The 19,169-nt window shown below is 65.4% G+C and carries 17 protein-coding genes; 6 read left to right on the forward strand and 11 right to left on the reverse strand.

All coding sequences use genetic code 11. From position 1 onward, the window contains the following. The first annotated feature begins 87 nt into the window (after positions 1-87). Both VN11_RS16605 and VN11_RS16610 read left to right on the forward strand, forming a co-directional pair. On the forward strand, positions 88-936 hold the full coding sequence (locus VN11_RS16605) for a hypothetical protein (protein WP_006464105.1): 849 nt from the start codon (positions 88-90) through the stop codon (positions 934-936). A 389-nt stretch (positions 937-1,325) separates the two neighbouring features. After that, positions 1,326-4,079, forward strand: a complete 2,754-nt coding sequence (locus tag VN11_RS16610; RefSeq protein ID WP_053450531.1) for a TonB-dependent receptor plug domain-containing protein — start codon at positions 1,326-1,328, stop codon at positions 4,077-4,079. Positions 4,080-4,216: 137 nt separating this feature from the next. On the opposite strand, the gene VN11_RS16615 is transcribed toward VN11_RS16610, so the two are convergent. After that, positions 4,217-4,819 (reverse strand): TetR/AcrR family transcriptional regulator, encoded by a 603-nt coding sequence (locus VN11_RS16615; RefSeq protein WP_006464233.1) that lies wholly within the window; start codon positions 4,817-4,819, stop codon positions 4,217-4,219. A gap of 141 nt (positions 4,820-4,960) precedes the next feature. Between VN11_RS16615 and VN11_RS16620 the strand changes: the two genes are divergently transcribed. From VN11_RS16620 to VN11_RS16630, 3 genes are all read left to right on the forward strand, one after another. Continuing rightward, complete coding sequence (locus VN11_RS16620) at positions 4,961-5,878, forward strand: alpha/beta fold hydrolase (RefSeq protein ID WP_053450532.1); 918 nt, start codon at positions 4,961-4,963, stop codon at positions 5,876-5,878. Continuing rightward, positions 5,875-8,352 carry an acyl-CoA dehydrogenase gene (locus VN11_RS16625; protein WP_053450533.1) on the forward strand — a complete coding sequence of 826 codons (2,478 nt, stop codon included), beginning with the start codon at positions 5,875-5,877 and terminating at the stop codon, positions 8,350-8,352. Before VN11_RS16620 ends, VN11_RS16625 begins: the two co-directional genes overlap by 4 nt. Before the next feature lie 76 nt (positions 8,353-8,428). Then, the gene (locus VN11_RS16630) at positions 8,429-8,896 is read left to right on the forward strand and encodes a hotdog fold domain-containing protein (RefSeq protein WP_053450534.1); all 468 of its coding nucleotides are present in this window, start codon (positions 8,429-8,431) and stop codon (positions 8,894-8,896) included. 489 nt (positions 8,897-9,385) lie between these two features. Here VN11_RS16630 and VN11_RS16635 read toward each other — a convergent pair whose 3' ends face one another. Both VN11_RS16635 and VN11_RS16640 read right to left on the reverse strand, forming a co-directional pair. Continuing rightward, positions 9,386-9,736 carry a DUF1304 domain-containing protein gene (locus VN11_RS16635; RefSeq protein ID WP_053450535.1) on the reverse strand — a complete coding sequence of 117 codons (351 nt, stop codon included), beginning with the start codon at positions 9,734-9,736 and terminating at the stop codon, positions 9,386-9,388. A 30-nt stretch (positions 9,737-9,766) separates the two neighbouring features. Continuing rightward, on the reverse strand, positions 9,767-11,095 hold the full coding sequence (locus VN11_RS16640) for an NTP/NDP exchange transporter (RefSeq protein ID WP_053451367.1): 1,329 nt from the start codon (positions 11,093-11,095) through the stop codon (positions 9,767-9,769). Between the two features lie 286 nt (positions 11,096-11,381). On the opposite strand from VN11_RS16640, the gene VN11_RS16645 reads away from it, so the two are divergent. Beyond that, positions 11,382-12,782 (forward strand): serine hydrolase domain-containing protein, encoded by a 1,401-nt coding sequence (locus tag VN11_RS16645; RefSeq protein WP_006464418.1) that lies wholly within the window; start codon positions 11,382-11,384, stop codon positions 12,780-12,782. A gap of 244 nt (positions 12,783-13,026) precedes the next feature. Here the strand turns inward: VN11_RS16645 and VN11_RS22590 are convergent, their stop codons facing one another. The 8 genes from VN11_RS22590 to mazG all read right to left on the reverse strand — a co-directional run bounded on the left by VN11_RS22590 (position 13,027) and on the right by mazG (position 19,157). Further along, positions 13,027-13,542 (reverse strand): hypothetical protein, encoded by a 516-nt coding sequence (locus VN11_RS22590; RefSeq protein WP_053450536.1) that lies wholly within the window; start codon positions 13,540-13,542, stop codon positions 13,027-13,029. Between the two features lie 775 nt (positions 13,543-14,317). Continuing rightward, positions 14,318-14,713: a glycine cleavage system protein GcvH gene (gcvH, locus tag VN11_RS16655; RefSeq protein WP_053450537.1), complete on the reverse strand. Its 396-nt coding sequence runs from the start codon at positions 14,711-14,713 to the stop codon at positions 14,318-14,320. Positions 14,714-14,806: 93 nt separating this feature from the next. Then, complete coding sequence (gene gcvT, locus VN11_RS16660; RefSeq protein WP_053450538.1) at positions 14,807-15,919, reverse strand: glycine cleavage system aminomethyltransferase GcvT; 1,113 nt, start codon at positions 15,917-15,919, stop codon at positions 14,807-14,809. A gap of 81 nt (positions 15,920-16,000) precedes the next feature. After that, entirely contained in the window at positions 16,001-16,444 is a 444-nt protein-coding gene (locus tag VN11_RS16665; protein ID WP_053450539.1) for an NfeD family protein, read from the reverse strand. Position 16,445: 1 nt separating this feature from the next. Continuing rightward, the gene (locus tag VN11_RS16670) at positions 16,446-17,405 is read right to left on the reverse strand and encodes an SPFH domain-containing protein (protein ID WP_008268117.1); all 960 of its coding nucleotides are present in this window, start codon (positions 17,403-17,405) and stop codon (positions 16,446-16,448) included. 67 nt (positions 17,406-17,472) lie between these two features. Continuing rightward, positions 17,473-17,775 (reverse strand): DUF962 domain-containing protein, encoded by a 303-nt coding sequence (locus tag VN11_RS16675; RefSeq protein WP_053450540.1) that lies wholly within the window; start codon positions 17,773-17,775, stop codon positions 17,473-17,475. Between the two features lie 216 nt (positions 17,776-17,991). Beyond that, a complete protein-coding gene (locus VN11_RS16680; protein ID WP_053451368.1) occupies positions 17,992-18,321 on the reverse strand; it encodes a YnfA family protein in 330 nt (109 codons plus the stop codon). Then, positions 18,318-19,157: a nucleoside triphosphate pyrophosphohydrolase gene (gene mazG / locus VN11_RS16685; RefSeq protein ID WP_053450541.1), complete on the reverse strand. Its 840-nt coding sequence runs from the start codon at positions 19,155-19,157 to the stop codon at positions 18,318-18,320. Before mazG ends, VN11_RS16680 begins: the two co-directional genes overlap by 4 nt. Positions 19,158-19,169 lie beyond the last annotated feature (12 nt).

The following is a 19,169-nucleotide window of genomic DNA, read 5'->3' on the forward strand; positions in this document are numbered from 1 at the left end:
GGCTTGTTAAGAATTCATAAACACCCTACGATCAAGTTCCCGTTTCCGCGGGAACTTCCGTTGTTCATCCCTGTCTGAACTGGTCCGATGCGTACCTTCCTGCGTCTACCGCTGGCCCTGCTGATCGCCCTTGGCGCGATTGCGGGCGCGCATGCGCAGAGCAAGGACACCCGTACCGTGCTGCCGGTGTGGAACAAGGGCAGCGGCAAGGTCGAGGCCCTGCTGTATCTGGAACCCACCGGCGAACAGGCGGCCGGCGCCCGCTGGCACTTCGGCCGCAACTCGCTGGATGCGGCCTTCGGCCTGTCCTCCGGCGATTCGCTGGGCCTGCTCTGCAACAGCAGCAGTGGAACCAGCATCAGCGGCCTGGCCAGTCACTGCATGCTGGCCAGCCTCGGCGACGATGACGACCTCAACAGCCGCCGCTTCACCGGCACCGCCGCACTGAACCGTGGCAACAGCCGCCTGGGCATCACCGCCGGTACCGGCCGTGAAACCCTGCCGGCCTGGCTGTCAGGCCCGAACAAGACCCCTTCGCTGCGCGCCGAGCAGAACGACCTGACCGTGTTCGCGCAGAAGAACATCGGCCGCGAGGGCTTCGTCTCCATCGCCGGCACCTATGCCAAGGCCCGCCTGGTACCGCTGGCTGATGCCTCACCGGCCATCGTCGATCGCTGGGACAGCAAGAGCCTGAGCATCGGCGCCGGCTACGGCAACTTCACCGGCAGCATCATCGGGCGTGTCGTCGACGTGCCGGGCAAGCCTGGCAAGTGGGAAGGCCTGGGAATCGGGCTGACCTGGCGTACCCCCTGGTCCGGCCAGCTCACTGTGGGCGCCGAGAACGTGATCAGCCGCGGCAAGAATCCGTTCTCGCCGCGCAATGAAAGCAATGACGACGGCACCGTGCCGTACGTCCGCTACGAGCAGGACCTCTGACCGGACATCACCGGCGGGCTCACAATTCGGGGTTGAATGGGAACGGGTGCCGCAGGGCGCCCGTTCTTTTTTTGCGCCGCAGCAATGCTGAATGGACGATGGACAGACAGAATTCTTTCGCCTGCGCGCTGCAACAACCGAAATATTTTCTTTCACATGAAACTAACGAAGTACTGGCGAGCTGGGCAAGAACGACCTCAAGTCATTGAATTCAATGACGTCAACGGCCTACCCCTATCGTATTCAGCCCTGCCACGGCCTGTATTAACACACCTTTAATTTTTGAGAACGCACCAGTACTATCGGCTCAGCCTCGCGTTTTTTGGAGCGCCTTTTCGCTCCGTACGCAGGCAATCACCCAGCCAAGATTTCTTGGAGAGAGAGAGCCAATGAACTTCAAGTCCAACAAGCTGCGCGACGCCGTCCTGGTCGCGCTCGTTGCCGGTGTGGCGTCCACTGCCACCGCCCAGGCTCAGGAAGCGACCAACCTGGACCGCATCTCGGTCACCGGTTCGCGCATCAAGAGCACCGACATCGAAACCTCGCAGCCGGTGCTCAGCCTGACCCGCGCCGACATCGAAAAGCAGGGCGTGACCTCGGTCGCCGACATCCTGCAGCGCGTCGCCGCCAACGGTGCCGCCCTGAACCGTACGTTCAACAACGGCGGTGACGGCTCGGCCGGCGTCAGCCTGCGCAACCTCGGTTCCGAGCGCACCCTGGTGCTGGTCAACGGCCGCCGCTGGACCACCGGCCTGGACGGCAGCGTCGACCTGAACACCATCCCGACCGCGATGATCGAGCGCATCGACATCCTGAAGGACGGCGCCTCGACCATCTACGGTTCGGACGCCATCGCCGGCGTGGTGAACATCATCACCAAGCAGAACTTCGATGGTGCTGAAGTCAACGCCTACAAGGGCCAGTACAGCGATGGCGACGGCGAGCGTGAAGCGTATGACTTCACCCTGGGCACCGTGACCGACCGCGCCTCGATCACCGTCGGCGCGTCCTACGTCAACGAAAAGTCCGTGATGGCCGGCGATCGCAAGATCTCCGCCGGTGGCCCGCCGTTCTTCAGTGGCCAGAGCGCAACCGGCATCCCGGGCAGCTATGTTCGCAACGGCAACCAGTACATCATCATCAATGGCGTTGAAACCCCGTTCGATGCGAACGTCCACGGTTACAACACCGCGCCGGACAACTACCTGCTGACCCCGAACGAGCGCACTTCGCTGTTCGTGCTGGGTTCGTACAACGTGACCGACAACATCACCTTCCGTACCGAGGCGATGTACAACGAGCGCAAGTCCGAGCAGCTGCTGGCCTCCATGCCGGTGACCGGCCAGCGCCTGAGCGCGGCTAGCATGTACAACCCGTATGGTGTCGAACTGACCGGCGTCAATCGTCGCTTCAATGAATCCGGCGGTCGTTCGTTCAACCAGAACGTCAAGAACTGGCACTTCTACGGTGGCTTCGAAGGCTTCTTCGAGTTCGCCGATCGCAACTTCGACTGGGACGTCGGCTACCGCTACGACAAGACCGACCAGAACGACCTGACCTACGGCCTGTTCAACAGGCAGCGTCTGGCCGAGGCCTATGGCCCGTCGGCTCTGCGCGATGGCAAGCCGGTCTGCTTGAATTCGGCGGGTGCCGTCATTGCCGGCTGCGTGCCGATCAATCCGCTGGGCGGCCTGGGTTCGATCTCGCAGGAAGCTCTGGACTACACCTCGTTCACCGCACACGACTCGGCGAGCCTGGTGTCGAAGGGCTACTACGCCAACATCTCCGGTGAGATCGTGCAGCTGCCGGCCGGTGCGCTGGGCTTCGCTGCCGGTTACGAGTACCGCAAGGAAACCGGTCAGTTCGATCCGGACGCCTTCATTGCTTCGGGCCTGAGCACCGGCAACGGTGCGGCGCCGACCAAGGGCGGCTACGATCTGAACGAGTTCTTCGTGGAACTGTCGATTCCGGTGCTGGCGGACCTGCCGGGCGCCAAGCTGCTGGACTTCAGCGTGGCATCGCGCTACTCCGACTACAGCAACTTCGGCAACACCACCAACAACAAGTTCGGCTTCCGCTGGAAGCCGATCGACGACCTGATGATCCGCGGTAACTACTCCGAGGGCTTCCGCGCGCCGAGCATCAACAACCTGTATCGCGGCGACACGGACTCCTTCGAGACCTACATCGATCCCTGCTCGTCCAACGCCGGCCTGCGTACCGGTGCGGTTGCCGCACAGTGTGCCGCACAGGGCGTCCCGGCCAACTTCATTCAGCCGGGCGCCGGTGCGGGCCGCAAGCAGACGGTTGTGCCGTTCACCTGGCAGGCCAATCCGAACCTGAAGCCGGAAACCTCGACCAGCAAGACGCTGGGCCTGGTGTGGAGCCCGAGCTTCGTCACCGGCCTGAACGTTACCCTGGACTGGTGGCAGATCAAGGTTGAAGACGCGATCACCCGCCCGGCGATCCAGGACATCATGAGCTACTGCTACGGCGGCACCCCGCAGCAGCAGGCAGCCTACTGCGGCCTGATCACGCGTGATCCGAACTACGGCACCGTCAACCAGCGCTACACCATCACCAACGTCAACATGCCGCTGCAGAACCTGGCATCGTACAAGGTGGAAGGTTGGGATCTGGGCCTGGCCTACCGCCTGCCGGAGACCTCGTTCGGCCAGTTCACCATCAGCTGGGACAGCACCTATCTGTCCAAGTGGGATACCAAGTCGACCCAGGATTCGCCGGTTGAAGGCCGTCAGGGCCGTTACCGCGACCAGGATCCGTACTGGCGCATCCGCTCCAACCTGTATGTGGATTGGAGCTACGGTGATTTCGGCGTCAACTGGGGCCTGCGCTACAAGTCCGGCATGCGCGAAGAATGCCCGTTCAGCCCGACCCAGGACCCGGATACCTTCCCGTACTGCTCCGACGGTGCGAAGGGCGAGAACCACATCGCGTCGACCACCTACCACGACATCCAGGTTCGCTACAACACCCCGTGGAAGGGCACCATCATGCTGGGTCTGAACAACGCGTTCGACAAGGATCCGCCGGTGTCCTACTCGGTCCGCGCCAACATGTTCGACCCGCAGTACGACCTGCCGGGCCGCTACATGTACATGCAGTACAAGCAGAAGTTCTGATCGATCCACTGATCAGCTGATGCAGCAACGGCCCCGCAAGGGGCCGTTGTTCTTTGTGCCGCCGGCAATATGTGGATGGCACGCAAGAAAAAAGCCGCGGCGGTGCCGCGGCTTTCTCGTGACCAGGACGGCGATCTTCAACCGTTCGGAATCAGCGTCTCGATGAGGTGCTCGACATAGGCCTCGAAATCCTCGCGGGCCTGCTTGGGCTGCTGCAGCTGCAGCGACAGCTGCAGGAAGCCGACATACGCGGCATACGCCAGGCGCGCGCGATGCCGCGCATCGGTGGAGCTGAGCCCGGCCTGGCGGAACGAGGCAATCAGGTAGTCCAGGCGACGCTGCGACACGCGGTCGATCACCGGGCGCACCATCGGATGATCCAGCGCCTTCAGCAGTTCGCTGTAGATGATGTGCGGCTGCACTTCGTGCGCGACCATCTGGAACAGCTGGCGCAGGCGTACGCGCGGATCGGGCACATCCTCGAGGCTGCCGAACACCTGTTCCTGTTCGAACAGTTCCCAGCGTTCCAGCGCCGCCTGCAGCAGGGCATCGCGCGAGGGGAAATGCCAGTAGAAACTGCCCTTGGTCACACCCAGGCGCCGTGCCAACGGTTCCACCGCGACGGCACCTACACCTTGTTCAGCAATCAGGTCGAGGGCCGCCTGGGCCCAGTCTTCGGCACTCAGGCGGCTGTTGCGGCCGGCGCGCGGTTCGCCGGCGGAAGCGTCAGGTTGATTCATGGGCTGATTTAACCATACGCCGGGGTTCGTTGCAGTACGCCGTTGCGGTGGAAACCGTTACGGGCCCTGCCGGCCCCCCTGCCGCAGTGCACCATACCATGCAGTATTGACTTCCCCCTCAAGCAATCCATACTATCCGGTATGGTTACGTCCCCTACTCCCGCTGCGTTCCATGACCTGCGCCTGGACGCTGCCCATGGCGCGCGTTTGGCAGCGACCGCCAGTGACCACGGCCGTCGCGGCCGGGTGCTGTTCGCGCATGGCTTCGGCCAGACCCGCCACGCCTGGAATGCCACTGCGCGCGCGCTGAACGCGGCCGGCCTGCAGACCCTGGCCTACGATGCCCGCGGCCATGGCGATTCGGACTGGAATGCCGCCGACCTGCCGTATCACGGCGAACAGTTCGCCGATGACCTGATCGTCCTGGCCGGCGAGCAACCGCGCCCGCCGGTGCTGGTTGCCGCGTCGATGGGCGGCCTGTTCGGGCTGCTGGCCGAATCGCGCTGGCCCGGCCTGTTCTCGGCAATGGTGCTGGTCGACATCACCCCGCGCTGGGACACCGCTGGTGTCGAACGCATCCTTGCGTTCATGACCGCCCATCCCGATGGCTTCGCGTCGCTGACCGAGGCCGCCGACGTGATCTCGGCCTACATGCCGCACCGGCCACGCAAGTCCGAGCAGTCGCTGCGTGCACTGCTGCGCGAGGACGGCCACGGCCGCTGGCGCTGGCATTGGGATCCGCGCCTGGTGGCCGAGCTGGCCCGCGACAGCGAGCAGCATCAGGATGCGCTGGCCGAAGCCGCACGCCAGGTGAAATGCCCGCTGCTGCTGGTCAGCGGCGGCCGCAGTGACCTGGTCACGCCGCAGACCGTGGCCGAATTCCTGGCGCTGGCGCCGCACGCGCGCCATGTACAGCTGCCGCAGGCCACGCATATGGTCGCCGGCGATGACAACGACGCCTTTACCGCTACTGTGTTGGACTATCTGGACGTGTTGCCCGCAGCGGATGCTGCAGCTTCGTCCGCCACAAACGAGCACGTCACCGGAGCACGCTCATGAGCATCGTTCTTCCCTTCCTCGCCCTGCTGCTGGCAGGCGCGTTCGTCGCCTACCACCGCATGCGGCTGGTTACCTGGACGCTGATCAGCGTGGCCCTGCTGGCCGCCTGCTGGTTCATTCCCTACGTCAACCAGACCGCCACGATCGTCGCGGCCGCGGTGCTGGCGGTGATCGCCGTGCCGCTGCTGCTGCCGTTCATCCGCAAGCCGCTGCTGACCGCCCCGATGATGAAGGTGTTCCGCAAGGTGCTGCCGCCGCTGTCGCAGACCGAGCGCATCGCGCTGGAAACCGGCTCGGTCGGTTTCGAAGGCGAGCTGTTCACCGGTGATCCGGACTGGAACATCCTGCTGAACTACCCCAAGCCGCAGCTGACCGCCGAAGAGCAGGCCTTCCTCGATGGCCCGGTCGAAGAGCTGTGCACCATGGTCAACGACTGGGAAATCACCCACGTCCATGCCGACCTGCCGCCGGAACTGTGGGCCTTCATCAAGAAGAACAAGTTCTTCGGCATGATCATTCCGAAGGAATACGGCGGCCTGGGCTTCTCCGCGCTGGCCCACCACAAGGTGATCCAGAAGCTGGCCTCGGTGTCCTCGGTGGTCAGCTCCACCGTTGGCGTGCCGAATTCGCTGGGCCCGGGTGAACTGCTGGTGCATTACGGCACCCAGGAACAGAAGGACCAGTACCTGCCGCGCCTGGCCGATGGCCGCGAGGTTCCGTGCTTCGGCCTGACCGGTCCGTTCGCCGGTTCCGACGCCACCTCGATTCCCGATTACGGCATCGTCTGCAAGGGCGAGTGGAACGGCGAGCAGGTTCTCGGCGTGCGCCTGACCTTCGACAAGCGATACATCACCCTGGCCCCGGTCGCGAGCCTGATCGGCATGGCCTTCCGCATGTACGACCCGGATGGCCTGATCGGCGACACCCGCGACATCGGCATCACCCTGGGCCTGCTGCCGCGCGACACCGCCGGCGTGGAAATCGGCCGTCGCCACTTCCCGCTCAACTCGACCTTCCAGAACGGTCCGATCAAGGGCAAGGATGTGTTCATCCCGCTGACCCAGCTGATCGGTGGCGCCGCGATGGCCGGCAAGGGCTGGAACATGCTCAACGAGTGCCTGGCCGTGGGCCGTTCGATCACCCTGCCGTCCACCGCCAGCGGCGGCGCCAAGGCCGGTGCCGCCGTGACCGGCGCCTATGCCCGCATCCGCAAGCAGTTCGGCCTGTCGGTCGGCCGCTTCGAGGGCGTTGAAGAGGCGCTGGCCCGCATCGGCGGCAAGGCGTACAAGATCAGCGCGCTGTCGCAGGCTACCGCTGCGGCGGTTGATCGTGGCGACGTGCCGTCGGTGCCGTCGGCGATCGCCAAGTACCACTGCACCACCATGAGCCGCGAAGTGATCTCGGACATGATGGACGTGATCGGCGGCAAGGGCATCATCCTGGGGCCGCGCAACTTCGCCGGCCGCAGCTGGCAGGCCGCGCCGATCGCGATCACCGTGGAAGGTGCCAACATCATGACCCGCAGCCTGCTGATCTTCGGCCAGGGTGCGATCCTCTGCCACCCGTGGGTGCTGAAGGAAATGAAGGCGGCGCAGGATCCGGACACCCGTGCCGGCCTGCAGGAGTTCGACCGCAGCCTGTTCGGCCACATCCGTTTCGGCATCTCCAATGCCGTGCGTTCGTTCTGGTTTGGCCTGACCGGCGCGCGCTTCGGTGCCGCCCCGGGCGACGCCTACACGCGCCGCTACTTCCGCAAGCTGGACCGTTACTCGGCCAACCTGGCGCTGATGGCCGACATCTCGATGATGACGCTCGGCGGCAAGCTGAAGTTCAAGGAATCGCTGTCCGGCCGCCTGGGCGACGTGCTGAGCCATGTCTACATGACCAGCGCCATGCTCAAGCGCTACCACGACGAAGGCGCACCGCAGGCCGACCAGCCGCTGCTGGCCTGGGCCTTCCATGACAGTGTGCACAAGATCGAGGAATCGCTGTCGGCCGCCCTGCGCAACTTCCCGATCCGTCCGATCGGCTGGCTGATGTGGGCGCTGATCTTCCCGCTGGGCCGTCGTGCTGAAGCCCCGGGCGACCGCCTGAGCCGTCGCGTGGCCGCCCTGCTGATGGCGCCGAACGAAGCCCGCGACCGCCTGGCCAATGGCGTGTTCCTGACCCCGTGCGAGAACAACCCGGGTGGCCGCATCAACAGCTACCTGAGCAAGGCGATCATGGCCGAGCCGGTGGAGCGCAAGTTCCTGAAGGCGCTGAAGAGCAAGGGCATCGAGGCGCTGGACTTCAAGGCGCAGCTGGACGAAGCCGTGGCCGAAGGCGTGATCACCCAGGACGAGCGCAGCCTGCTGGAAGAGCTGCGCACGCTGACCCTGGACACGATCACCGTGGACGACTTCGACACCCACGAACTGCGCGCGGCCAGTTACTACGACCGCCAGCACAAGGACCCGCATTCGCAGGCGGCCTGACCGCCCGCGACACGCGTTGCCTTCGACGGCGGGCCTCGGCCCGCCGTCGCTTTATCCGCCGACCGGAATACCCACCATGTCCACGCCCCTGCTCTCGCTCTATCACCGCCTGCAGCGCTGGCCCGCCGGCAGCTGGCTGTTCTCGCGCGCGGTGTGCTTCAAGGCGCCCTACTTCGCCAGCATCGCGCCGCGCATCACCCGCCTGGAGCATGGCCGTTGCGAAGGCACGCTGGCCGACCGCCGCAGCGTGCGCAATCACATCGGCACGGTGCACGCGATTGCGATGTGCAACCTGGCCGAGCTGACCGCCGGGCTGATGGTGGATGCCTCGCTGCCGAAGGGCATGCGCTGGATTCCGAAGGGCATGCAGGTGCAGTACCTGGCCAAGGCACGTGGCACGCTGCAGGCGGTGGCGTTGCCGGCACAGCCGATCGTGGCGGCCGCTGAAGGCTACGCACTGCCGGTGACGGTGAGTGTGCGCGACCGTGCGGGCATCGAGGTGTTCAGCGCGGTGATCGACATGTGGATGTCGCCGGCGAAATAGGGTTCCCGCGAACGGCGCAGCCCCTCGTGGTTGGACGCTGAAAGCGGTTTATCGGTTGGGCCGGAGGGGTGAAGCCGGGCGGGGACGCCGTGAACCCATCCCTGGGGGCTTAGCCGCGCCATCCATGGCGCGGATACCCCGCCCGGCCCCACCCCTCCGGCCTCTGACAGATCTCTGCGGCGTCCAGCCACGGAAGAGAAAAAAGAAGAGCAAAAGCAAAAGCGGCCCACCGGCCGCTTTTTGCTATTGCTGTTGCTATTGCTGTTGCTGTTGCTGTTGATCTTCTTTTTTTCTCCGTGGGCTGGCCGCGCACGGAAACTGTCAGGGGTCGGGCGGGTGGGCTGGGCAGGGGTGTCCGCCGCATGGATGCGGCGGCCAAGCCCCCAGGGACGGGTTCACGGCGTCCCCTGCCCAGTCCACCCGCCCGACCAACCCCATAACAAGCTCTACGCGACCCACCCACGAGGGGCTGCGCCGTTGGCCGGAAACTCACACCACCGCGCGAACAACCAACGCCAGAATCGCCGGCACCGCCTGGATCATGAAAATGCGCCGGCTCACGCTGTACGCGCCATAGCACCCCGCCACCACCACGCAGGCCAGCGAGAACGTCACCAGCACCGGCTGATCGATCACCAGCCCCATCACGATCCCCGCCGCCAGGAAGCCGTTGTAGAGGCCCTGGTTGGCCGCCAGTACCCGCGTGGTCTCGGCCTTCTCCGGCGTATTGCGGAAAGTCTTCAGGCCCAGCGGGCGGGTCCACAGGAACATCTCCAGCACCAGGAAGTACAGGTGCAGCACCGCGACCAGCACGGTCAGCAACAGCGCGATCATCAACATCGTTCCTCTCCTCGAAAAAGCCGGACCGGTTCAGCGGTCGCGCGGCAGCTTCTTTTCTTCGCGCAGCACGCCGAACGCGGCCAGGGTCATGAAGCCGGCAACCAGTACGCCGCCGATGAACACCACATGCGAACCAAACAACGACAGTGCCTTGTGCACCCAGGTGAAGCTCAGGTCCGCACCGCGGTAGACCACCGTGTCGATCGCCGCGCCGGCCTTGTAGCGCCACTGGCGGTCCACGCGGGTGTAGATGGTTTCGCGCGCCGGCTTGGCCAGCGCGAATTCGCTGGCGCGCGTCATCACCTGCACCACCGCAACCATCAGTGGCATCGGCGAGGCAGCCAGCACCGAGAAGCCGATCAGGATCGCGAAGCCCGGGATCAGCAGCGCCGGCGCGATGCCATGGCGTGACAGCAGCCAGCGGGTCAGGCCCAGCTGCATCAACAGCGCCAGCGCGTTCACCGCCAGGTCGATGCGTGAGAAGAACGCGGTACTGGCCGCCGGGTCGGTGAAGGCCGCGCGCACGATGCTGGCCTGCTGGTTGTACAGCAGCGTACCCACGCCCACCCCGAACACCACCATGACCGCCAGCCAGCGCAACAGCGGCTCACGCACGATCAGCTTCAGGCCATCGAGCACGCTGCCGCCCATCGGCTGCTCGCCCGACACCAGCTGCTGCTCGCGTTCGCGCAGTACCGCCCAATGCCGCAACCGCCAGATGCACAGCAGGCACACCAGCAGGAAGCCGGCCGAGACCAGCATGAGGTTGGCGATACCCACGCGCATCACCAGCGCACTGGTGATGATGGGGCCGAGGAAGGCACCGACGGTGCCGGCGGCGCCGATGTAGCCGTAGTACGCGCGCGCCTGCACGTTGGAGAACACGTCGGCCATGAAGCTCCAGAACACCGCTACCGCGAACAGGTTGAACACCATGACCCAGAGGAAGAAGGCCATGCCCCGGCCAGGTACCCCGCTGTCGAACAGCGCGTAGAACCCCAGCAGGGTGACGATGAAGAAGCCATACACCGCCGGCAGGAACACCCGGCGCGGGAAACGGCTGACCAGCCAGCCGTACACCGGCTGCAACACCAGCATGATCACGAACACGCAGGTGAACAGGAACTGCAGGACGAAGTCCTTCAACGCGATCCCATGACGGTCGAACCAGCCGATCAGGATCGGCGGGAACACCGTTTCCAGGTCTGCCGAGGCCGCCATCGCCTCGCGCACCGGACGCAGCACGTAGTAACCGCTGAGCAGGCAGAAGAAATACAGGAAGGACCACCACAGCGCCGGCGACTCGCGCAGCGCCGCCACCAGTCCGCGCAGCGGCCCCTTGCCCGATGCCGCGCTCACGCGGCGTCCCTCGCCCACAGACGGCGGTTGGACAGTGGCATCGCAGGCTCCGGGCGCAGTGAAGCGCGTACGTTAGCCAATGCAATGCAACATCGCCAGCAGGCGACCGCCGATGGACGTTGGGGCCAGGTCTACGGAAGGTCCGGATGACACGTTCCGACACACGCATTTGGAGCGTCAAAATTCCAACTTTTTCAACGAGATGCGCATTCATCTTCGCTTTGTTTGTGCACAGGGGAAAAGCGGCGCTAGAATCGCCATCAGCAGTCGCGCACGGGTCCAACCGATGAAAAAGAACAGCCTGCGCCGTCCGATCCGTTCGGCGGCCACCGGTTTGCTGGGCATGTTGATGCCCGTTGCCTTGTCCACCACCGCGCAGACCCCGCCGGCATTGCCACCGATGCCGGCCAACATCGAATCGGCCGCCGCCACCGCCGTCGCCCACACCCAGCCGGCGGCCTACCGCACCGGCCTGGTGCCGCAGGTGCAGGCCCCGGCCGCAGGCTTCAACGTCGCCAACATCGAGTCGATGGCACAGCAGCTCACCTATGGCGAGCGCGTGCCGGGCATGGCAGTGGCGATCGTGCAGGGCGGCCGCATCCTCAGCGCGCGCGGCTACGGCGTCACCGACGTCAACAACCCGCTGCCGGTCGATGCGCATACCGTGTTCCGCCTGGCCTCGCTGTCCAAGGCATTCGCCGGCACCATGGCCGGCCTGCTGGTCAACGACGGCACCCTGCGCTGGGACAGCAAGGTCACCGACTATGTTCCGGGCTTCCGCCTGAACTCACCGGAGGCCACCGACCGCCTGACCGTCGCCGACGTGCTCAGCCATCGCGTCGGCCTGCCCTACAACGCCTACGACCGCGACATCGAAGGCAACGCCGAGTACTACGCGCTGACCCAGAAGCTGGCCAACACCAGCCTGAAGTGCCTGCCGGGCGACTGCTACGCGTACCAGAACGTGGCCTTCAGCCTGATCGGCGACGTGGTCTATGCCGCCTCGGGCAGCTTCTACGAACAATCGGTCGAACGCCGCATCTTCAAGCCGCTGGGCATGAACGATGCCAGCCTCGGCCTGGCCGGCATCCAGGCCAGCTCGCGCTGGGCGCGTCCGCACGTGCGCAGCCGCAACGGCTGGGTATCGCTGACGCCGAAGCCGACCTACTACCGCGTCGCCCCGGCCGCTGGCGTCAATGCCAGCGCCAGCGACATGGCGCAGTGGCTGCTGGCCCATACCGGGCACCGCCCGGACGTGCTGCCGGCACCGCTGCTGGCGACGCTGCATTCCAGCCTGATCAACACCCCCGGCGAGATGCGTTCGGGCTGGCGCCGCGAGCGCCTGCATTCTGCCGGCTACGCACTGGGCTGGCGCACCTTCGACTACGCCGGCCACGACGTAGTCTTCCATGCCGGCGCGGTGCAGGGCTATCGCGGCCTGGTCGCGCTGGTGCCGGAACGTGATCTCGGCATCGCCATCATGTGGAACGGCGAAAGCGGCCTGCCCAGTGGCCTGCTGCCGACCGTGCTCGATTCCGCGCTCGGCCTGCCGGCGCAGCGCTGGCTGGACGTGGACACCGACTTCGGCAGCGACAACCTGATGGCCGAGGGCGCGAGCCCCGCGCAGCAGGACAAGCGCAAGGGCAAGGGGGCTTCGAGCAACCGCGCTGTGGCCTCGCCGCGCTGATCTGGCGAGCTGTGCCGTAAGCATGAGGGGCGGCCTGCGGGCCGCCCTTTTTGTTCGTCTGCACAGCGCCGTGCTCGACCGCCGGTGATCGATGGAGTCGAGCGTGCTCGACCCTACAAGGGCGGTGAAGCAGTCGACTGGCAGTCGACTCTACCGTTGCCCATGGCGGCGAGCGCCCATAAAAAAACCCCCTCCCTGCTGGGCAACAGGGAAGGGGTTTCAGGATGCGGCTATCGGGAAGTACTTAGATCAGCGGCGCCGGCGTTGCCGGCAGAGCGACCGGAGCGGCCTTCTTCTTGCGGGCGGCCGGCTTGCGCTTGGCAACCTTCTTCGCTGCCTTCTTCGGGGCAGCCTTCTTGGTCGCCTTCTTCGCGGTCTTCTTGACTGCCTTCTTCACCGCCTTCTTTGCAGTCTTCTTTACTGCCTTCTTGGCGACCTTCTTGGCCGGCTTGCGGGCAGTGGCCTTCTTGGCAGTCTTCTTGGTGGCCTTCTTGGCTACCTTCTTGACGGCCTTCTTCGCGGTCTTCTTGACGGCCTTCTTGGCAGTGGACTTCTTGGCTACCTTCTTCGCCGCCTTCTTCACTGCCTTCTTCGCAGTGGTCTTCTTGGCGACCTTCTTCGCAGCCTTCTTCACTGCCTTCTTGGCGGTCGCCTTCTTCGCGACCTTCTTCACTGCCTTCTTGGCAGCGGCCTTCTTCGCGACCTTCTTCACCGCTTTCTTGGCGGCGGGCTTCTTCTTCGCAGCTTTCTTGGTTGCCATGGGATGGCTCCTCGTCAGTGATAGGGAGTTGAAACGCCCAGGTGGATCAAACCCGCAGGTGCTGCGTGCGGGGACCGCCGGCGCGTCAGGCGCGCCGTTACGGATGCGGCAATGCCCGCCTCGATCGGCGGAGCGGGCATCGGAACGGGAGGTGCCTTGCATTTCTCCGGGGGAAGCGGGGCCATGTCCACCGTCATCAGGGTCGCGGTGGTCTTGAAGGGGCTGCTTCGCATCGGACGATTGATTCTGCGCACTCGGTTGGGCAGGCAAGGTCTGCTGAGGCGAAACCTAATCACGGTTTTTTTTACTGTCAACAACCCCCGCGAAAAATTTTCACATCCGCGCCATTCCCGGTGGCGCCTGCACGGCCGTTGCGCTCCGCCCGCAACGACCCTCAAAGCACAACGCACGCACGCTGGCGACAACACCAGCAATGCATGCGTTGAACAAAAAACACTTGAAATAAGCACTCCGCGTAGATGCACGGATGCGATTCGCAGTGACGGACACGCATCGCCAACGGCGGTCGTCGCCAGTGCCAACGCCAGCACAACGGCACCGCAACGGGGGGCGAAAAGTTTTCACATCCGGACGCGCCGACGCAGGGTGGAAACGCGGATTTGCGCAAAACTGCGCACGCCCGTCGGCACCGCCCGCAGGTCGGCTGATGCCGCGTCGAGGGTGTGCAGCGAACCCTGCGTCATGAGTCCGGCGCGTTCGCCAAAACAAAAACGGCCACCCGAAGGTGGCCGTGTCCGAACCCGGGAACGACGACTCAGTGGTCTTCGTTTTCCAGGGCTTCGGCGTATGCGTCCGGGTCCAGCAGCTCGTTGAGCTCTTCGGCGTTGGTCAGTTCGACCACGAACATCCAGCCTTCGCCGTAGGCATCTTCGTTGATGGTTTCCGGCTTGTCGGACAGGTCCGAGTTGACCTCGACGACCTTGCCGCTGATCGGGCTGTAGACGTCCGAAGCGGCCTTGACCGATTCGACGACGGCGATCTGCTCGCCGGCCTTGGCGGTCGCGCCGACTTCCGGCAGCTCGACGTACACCAGGTCACCGAGCAGGCCCTGGGCGTGGTCGGAAATACCGACGGTGACGCGGCCGTTGCCTTCGACACGGGCCCACTCATGGGACTTGAGGAACTTGAGGTCGCCGGGGATCTCGCTCATGGGACTGCTCCAGAGATATGCAGGGGTGGAAAAAACGGGGCTAGTGTAACCAACCGGCCGCCACTGCTGTCAGTGACGACCGGCATGTTCGGATCAGGCGTCGGCAAGCACGCCGGGCTGGGCCTGGCCTTCGCGCACGAAGGGGAACTTGACCACGCGCACCGGCACCTGCCGGCCACGGATATCGACGGTAACCTCGCCGAGTTCGCCGGCCGGCACGCGGGCAAACGCGATGCCCTTGGCCAGGCTTGGCGAGAAGGTGCCGGACAGGATCTCGCCCTGGCCGCTGGCGGTGGTCACCGCCTGGCCGTGGCGCAGCACGCCCTTCTCGTCCATCACCAGGCCGATCATCTGGCGCGCGCTGCCGGCAGCCTTCTGCGCTTCCAGCACGTCGCGGCCGATGAAGTCGCGGCCTTCGTCCAGCGACACGGTCCAGGCCAGTGCCGCTTCATAAGGACTGATCTCTTCATCCATGTCCTGGCCGTACAGGTTCATGCCGGCTTCCAGGCGCAGGGTGTCGCGCGCACCGAGGCCCGCAGGCTTCACGCCCGCGGCCAGCAGGCGGTTCCAGAACGCGACCACTGCTTCCTGCGGCAGCAGGATCTCGAAGCCGTCTTCGCCGGTGTAACCGGTGCGGGCGACGAACAGCTCGACACCATCGTCGGCCTTGACCTGCAGGGCAGCGAAACGTCCAAGCTTGGCCAGCGCGTCGCGGTCGGCGCCGCCGACCAGGCCGGCCACGATGTCGCGTGCCTGCGGTCCCTGCACGGCGAGGATGGCCAGGTCCGGGCGCTGCTCGACGCTGACGCCGAACGGCGCGGCCTGCTCGCGCAGCCAGGCCAGATCCTTCTCGCGGGTGGAGGCGTTGACCACCATGCGGAAGAAATCGTCGCCGAGGTAATAGACGATCAGGTCGTCGATGACGCCGCCGCGCGGATTCAGCATGCACGAGTACAGCGCCTTGCCCGGCACCTTCAGCTTGTCGACCGAGTTGGCCAGCAGGCGGCGCAGGAACGGCTTGACCTGGTCACCGCGCAGGTCGACCACGGTCATGTGGCTGACGTCGAACACACCCGACTCGCGACGCACCAGATGGTGCTCGTCGAGCTGCGAGCCGTAGTGGATGGGCATGTCCCAACCCCCGAAATCGACCATCTTGGCGCCGAGGGCGCGGTGGGTATCGTTGAGCAGCGTCTTCTGGGTCATGACCGGGTCCGGCAGCAGAGGAAACAAGAATCCCCATTATCCCAGATCGGTCGCCCGCAGGCGTGCCGCAGCGCAGCGGCTCTACAGGGGGCGGTCTGCCGGCTCGACCTGCAGCGTGCTGCCCTGCACCGCCACCACCCGCACCAGGCTGCCGGCCTGCAGTTCCGGGCCGCTGACCTGCCAGTACGCGTCGTCGATGCTGACCCGGCCCTGCCCGCCGACGATGCCCTGCTGCAACGGCACCACCCGTCCGACCAGCTGCTCGGCGCGGCGGTTGAGCAAGGGCGCATCGCTGGGCCGCGCCCGTGCCCTGCCCCAGCGCCGGTAGCACTGGATCGAAACAATGCTCAGCAGCACGAACGCCACCACCTGCCACAACAGGGGAATGCCACTGAACACGGCAACCAGTACGAACACGGCCGCCGCACCGATGCCGATCCACAACATGAACGCGCCTGGCGCCAGTGCCTCGGCGGCAAACAGCAGCAATGCCAGTGCGCCCCAGCCTACGACTTCCCAACGCATGTCAGCCCCCGATCGGCGGGGGTCGCTTGCCCGCCGGTGCATTGCCCTGGGACGCCAGCGCCTGCTTGGCCAGCTCGGCCACGCCGGCGATGGAACCGATCACGCCACTGGCTTCCATCGGCATCAGCACCAGCTTCTGGTTCGGCGAACTCGCCAGTTCCTTGAATGCTTCCACGTACTTCTGGGCGACGAAGTAGTTGATCGCCTGCACGTCGCCCTCGGCGATCGCCGCCGACACCACCTTGGTGGCCATGGCCTCGGCCTCGGCCAGGCGTTCGCGCGCCTCGGCATCGCGGAACGCGGCCTCGCGGCGACCTTCGGCTTCCAGCACGGTAGCCTGCTTCTCGCCATCGGCGCGCAGGATCTCCGACTGCCGCGAACCTTCTGCCTCGAGGATCTGCGCGCGCTTCTCGCGCTCGGCCTTCATCTGCCGGGCCATCGCATCCAGCAGGTCGCGCGGTGGCTGGATGTCGCGGATCTCGATGCGGTTGACCTTCACGCCCCAGGGGTTGGTGGCATGGTCAACCACGCTCAACAGCTGCGCATTGATCACCTCGCGCTGGCTCAGCGATTCGTCCAGGTCCATCGAACCGATCACGGTACGGATGTTGGTCTGCACCAGGGCGATCATCGCCACTTCCAGATTGGCCACCTCGTAGGCGGCCTTGGCCGCATCCAGTACCTGGAAGAACACCACGCCATCCACGCGAACGGCCGCGTTGTCCTTGGTGATCACTTCCTGGCTGGGTACGTCCAGCACCTGCTCCATCATGTTCACCTTGCGCCCCACCCCGTAGACGATCGGGATCAGGAAGTGCAGGCCAGGGGTCATGGTGTGGGTGTAGCGCCCGAAGCGCTCGACGGTCCATTCGTATCCCTGCGGCACCATCCGTACTGCCTTGAACAGAATGACCACGGCCACGAAGGCCAGTACCACGGTAAAGAACATGGTGGGGAACATCGCGCTTTCCTTATCTATGACGTCCAGGCCCCAGCATAGCGCGTGAAGGCGGCATGCACAGCCTGGGCTACCAGGGAACCCGTCGGCGGAGGATGTCCACGAACATCACCCAGTCACCCACGAACGAATACAGGGGATGCCGGAAGGTGGCCGGGCGGTTCTTCTCGAAGAAGAAGTGGCCAACCCAGGCGAATCCATAACCGCAGGCCAAGGCGGCCAGCAGAAGCACCGGCTGTCCACGCAGGATTGCCGCGGCGAGCAGCAGCAGGACCCCGCAGCTGCCAATGAAGTGCAGCCGGCGCGACACCGGATGGCGGTGCTCGCTGAGGTAGAACGGATAGAACTCGCGGAAGCTGGCGAATCGGGACATGCACGTGCTCCGGGGGCCGTGGTCACCGCCATCATGCGCCTTCCCGGGAGGGAAAGCGGCAGTGCATGATCCGGTGGCGCTGCCTTTGTAGAGTCGAGCCATGCTCGACTGGCCCTCGCAGATGCAGTCGAGCATGGCTCGACTCTACAGAAGAGCGGAATCCGCCGGGAATGGCCCGGCGCTATAGAACGCCGGAGCAGTCGAGTACGCTCGACGCTACACAGAGGGGGTGCGCGGCCCGAACATGATCACCGCCATGCCGGCCAGGCACAGTGCTGCGCCGATCAGATCCCAGCGGCTGGGGCGGATGCCGTCGACCAGCCACAGCCAGAACAGCGCGGTGCCGATGTAGACGCCACCGTAGGCGGCATAGACGCGGCCGCTGGCGGTCGGATGCAGGGTCAGCAGCCACGCGAACAGGGCCAGGCTGGCCGCCGCCGGCAGCAGCAACCAGATGCTCCCGCCCTTGCGCAGCCACAACCAGGGCAGGTAGCAGCCCACGATCTCGGCCAGCGCGGTCAGCAGGAACAGGGCGAGTGTCTTCACGCCTTTTCCGCCGCCTTGGCGCGCTGCCACAAGCCTTCCTGCGCATCCAGGTCCATCGCTGCCAACGTGCTGCCCTGAGCTTCGGCCTGCGCTTCCATCGAACGGAAGCGACGCTCGAACTTGTGATTGGCCCCGCGCAGCGCGGCGCCCAGGTCGATCTCGGCGTGGCGGGCCAGGTTGGCGCAGACGAACAGCAGGTCGCCCAGTTCTTCCTGCAGCCGCACCTTGTTGCCGGCAAGGTCACCGCGCTCGAACTCCTCGCGCAGTTCCTGCAGCTCCTCGGCCGCCTTGTCCAGCACCGGCAGCGGGCCCGGCCAGTCGAAACCGACCTTGGCCGCACGCGACTGCAGCTTCACCGCCCGCTGCCATTCCGGCAGGCCGCGCGAGATGCCGGCCAGCGCGGAGGTATCCTGCTCGCCCTTGGCGGCGCGCTCGGCGCGCTTGATCGCCTCCCAGTTGCGCATCACCCCGTCGGCATCATCGACGCTGACGTCGGCGAACACATGCGGATGGCGGCGCTGCATCTTGTCGCTGATCGCGCGGGCGACATCGGCAAAGGCGAAAGCGCCCTGCTCCTCGGCCATGCGCGCATGGAATACAACCTGCAGCAGCAGGTCGCCCAGCTCGTCACAGAGATCGTCGAGGTCGCCACGGTCGATCGCATCGGCGACCTCGTAGGCTTCCTCGATGGTGTACGGCGCGATGGTCGCGAAGTTCTGCTCCAGATCCCACGGGCAGCCGCCCTGCGGATCGCGCAGGCGCGCCATGATCGACAGCAGGCGCTCCAGCTCGGTGCTGGCTGCGCTGCGCGGGGTGGGGGTGTCATGCGCGCTCATGCGGCCTCCAGG

This window comes from Stenotrophomonas maltophilia, from assembly GCF_001274595.1.
Classification (GTDB): domain Bacteria; phylum Pseudomonadota; class Gammaproteobacteria; order Xanthomonadales; family Xanthomonadaceae; genus Stenotrophomonas; species Stenotrophomonas forensis.

Coding starts and splice junctions, on each gene's coding strand:
- VN11_RS16605 (WP_006464105.1), top strand. CDS start 88: ATGCGTACCTTCCTGCGTCTACCGCTGGCCCTGCTGATCGCCCTTGGC.
- VN11_RS16610 (WP_053450531.1), top strand. CDS start 1,326: ATGAACTTCAAGTCCAACAAGCTGCGCGACGCCGTCCTGGTCGCGCTC.
- VN11_RS16615 (WP_006464233.1), bottom strand. CDS start 4,819: ATGAATCAACCTGACGCTTCCGCCGGCGAACCGCGCGCCGGCCGCAAC.
- VN11_RS16620 (WP_053450532.1), top strand. CDS start 4,961: ATGGTTACGTCCCCTACTCCCGCTGCGTTCCATGACCTGCGCCTGGAC.
- VN11_RS16625 (WP_053450533.1), top strand. CDS start 5,875: ATGAGCATCGTTCTTCCCTTCCTCGCCCTGCTGCTGGCAGGCGCGTTC.
- VN11_RS16630 (WP_053450534.1), top strand. CDS start 8,429: ATGTCCACGCCCCTGCTCTCGCTCTATCACCGCCTGCAGCGCTGGCCC.
- VN11_RS16635 (WP_053450535.1), bottom strand. CDS start 9,736: ATGTTGATGATCGCGCTGTTGCTGACCGTGCTGGTCGCGGTGCTGCAC.
- VN11_RS16645 (WP_006464418.1), top strand. CDS start 11,382: ATGAAAAAGAACAGCCTGCGCCGTCCGATCCGTTCGGCGGCCACCGGT.
- VN11_RS22590 (WP_053450536.1), bottom strand. CDS start 13,542: ATGGCAACCAAGAAAGCTGCGAAGAAGAAGCCCGCCGCCAAGAAAGCG.
- gcvH (WP_053450537.1), bottom strand. CDS start 14,713: ATGAGCGAGATCCCCGGCGACCTCAAGTTCCTCAAGTCCCATGAGTGG.
- gcvT (WP_053450538.1), bottom strand. CDS start 15,919: ATGACCCAGAAGACGCTGCTCAACGATACCCACCGCGCCCTCGGCGCC.
- VN11_RS16665 (WP_053450539.1), bottom strand. CDS start 16,444: ATGCGTTGGGAAGTCGTAGGCTGGGGCGCACTGGCATTGCTGCTGTTT.
- VN11_RS16670 (WP_008268117.1), bottom strand. CDS start 17,405: ATGTTCCCCACCATGTTCTTTACCGTGGTACTGGCCTTCGTGGCCGTG.
- VN11_RS16675 (WP_053450540.1), bottom strand. CDS start 17,775: ATGTCCCGATTCGCCAGCTTCCGCGAGTTCTATCCGTTCTACCTCAGC.
- mazG (WP_053450541.1), bottom strand. CDS start 19,157: ATGAGCGCGCATGACACCCCCACCCCGCGCAGCGCAGCCAGCACCGAG.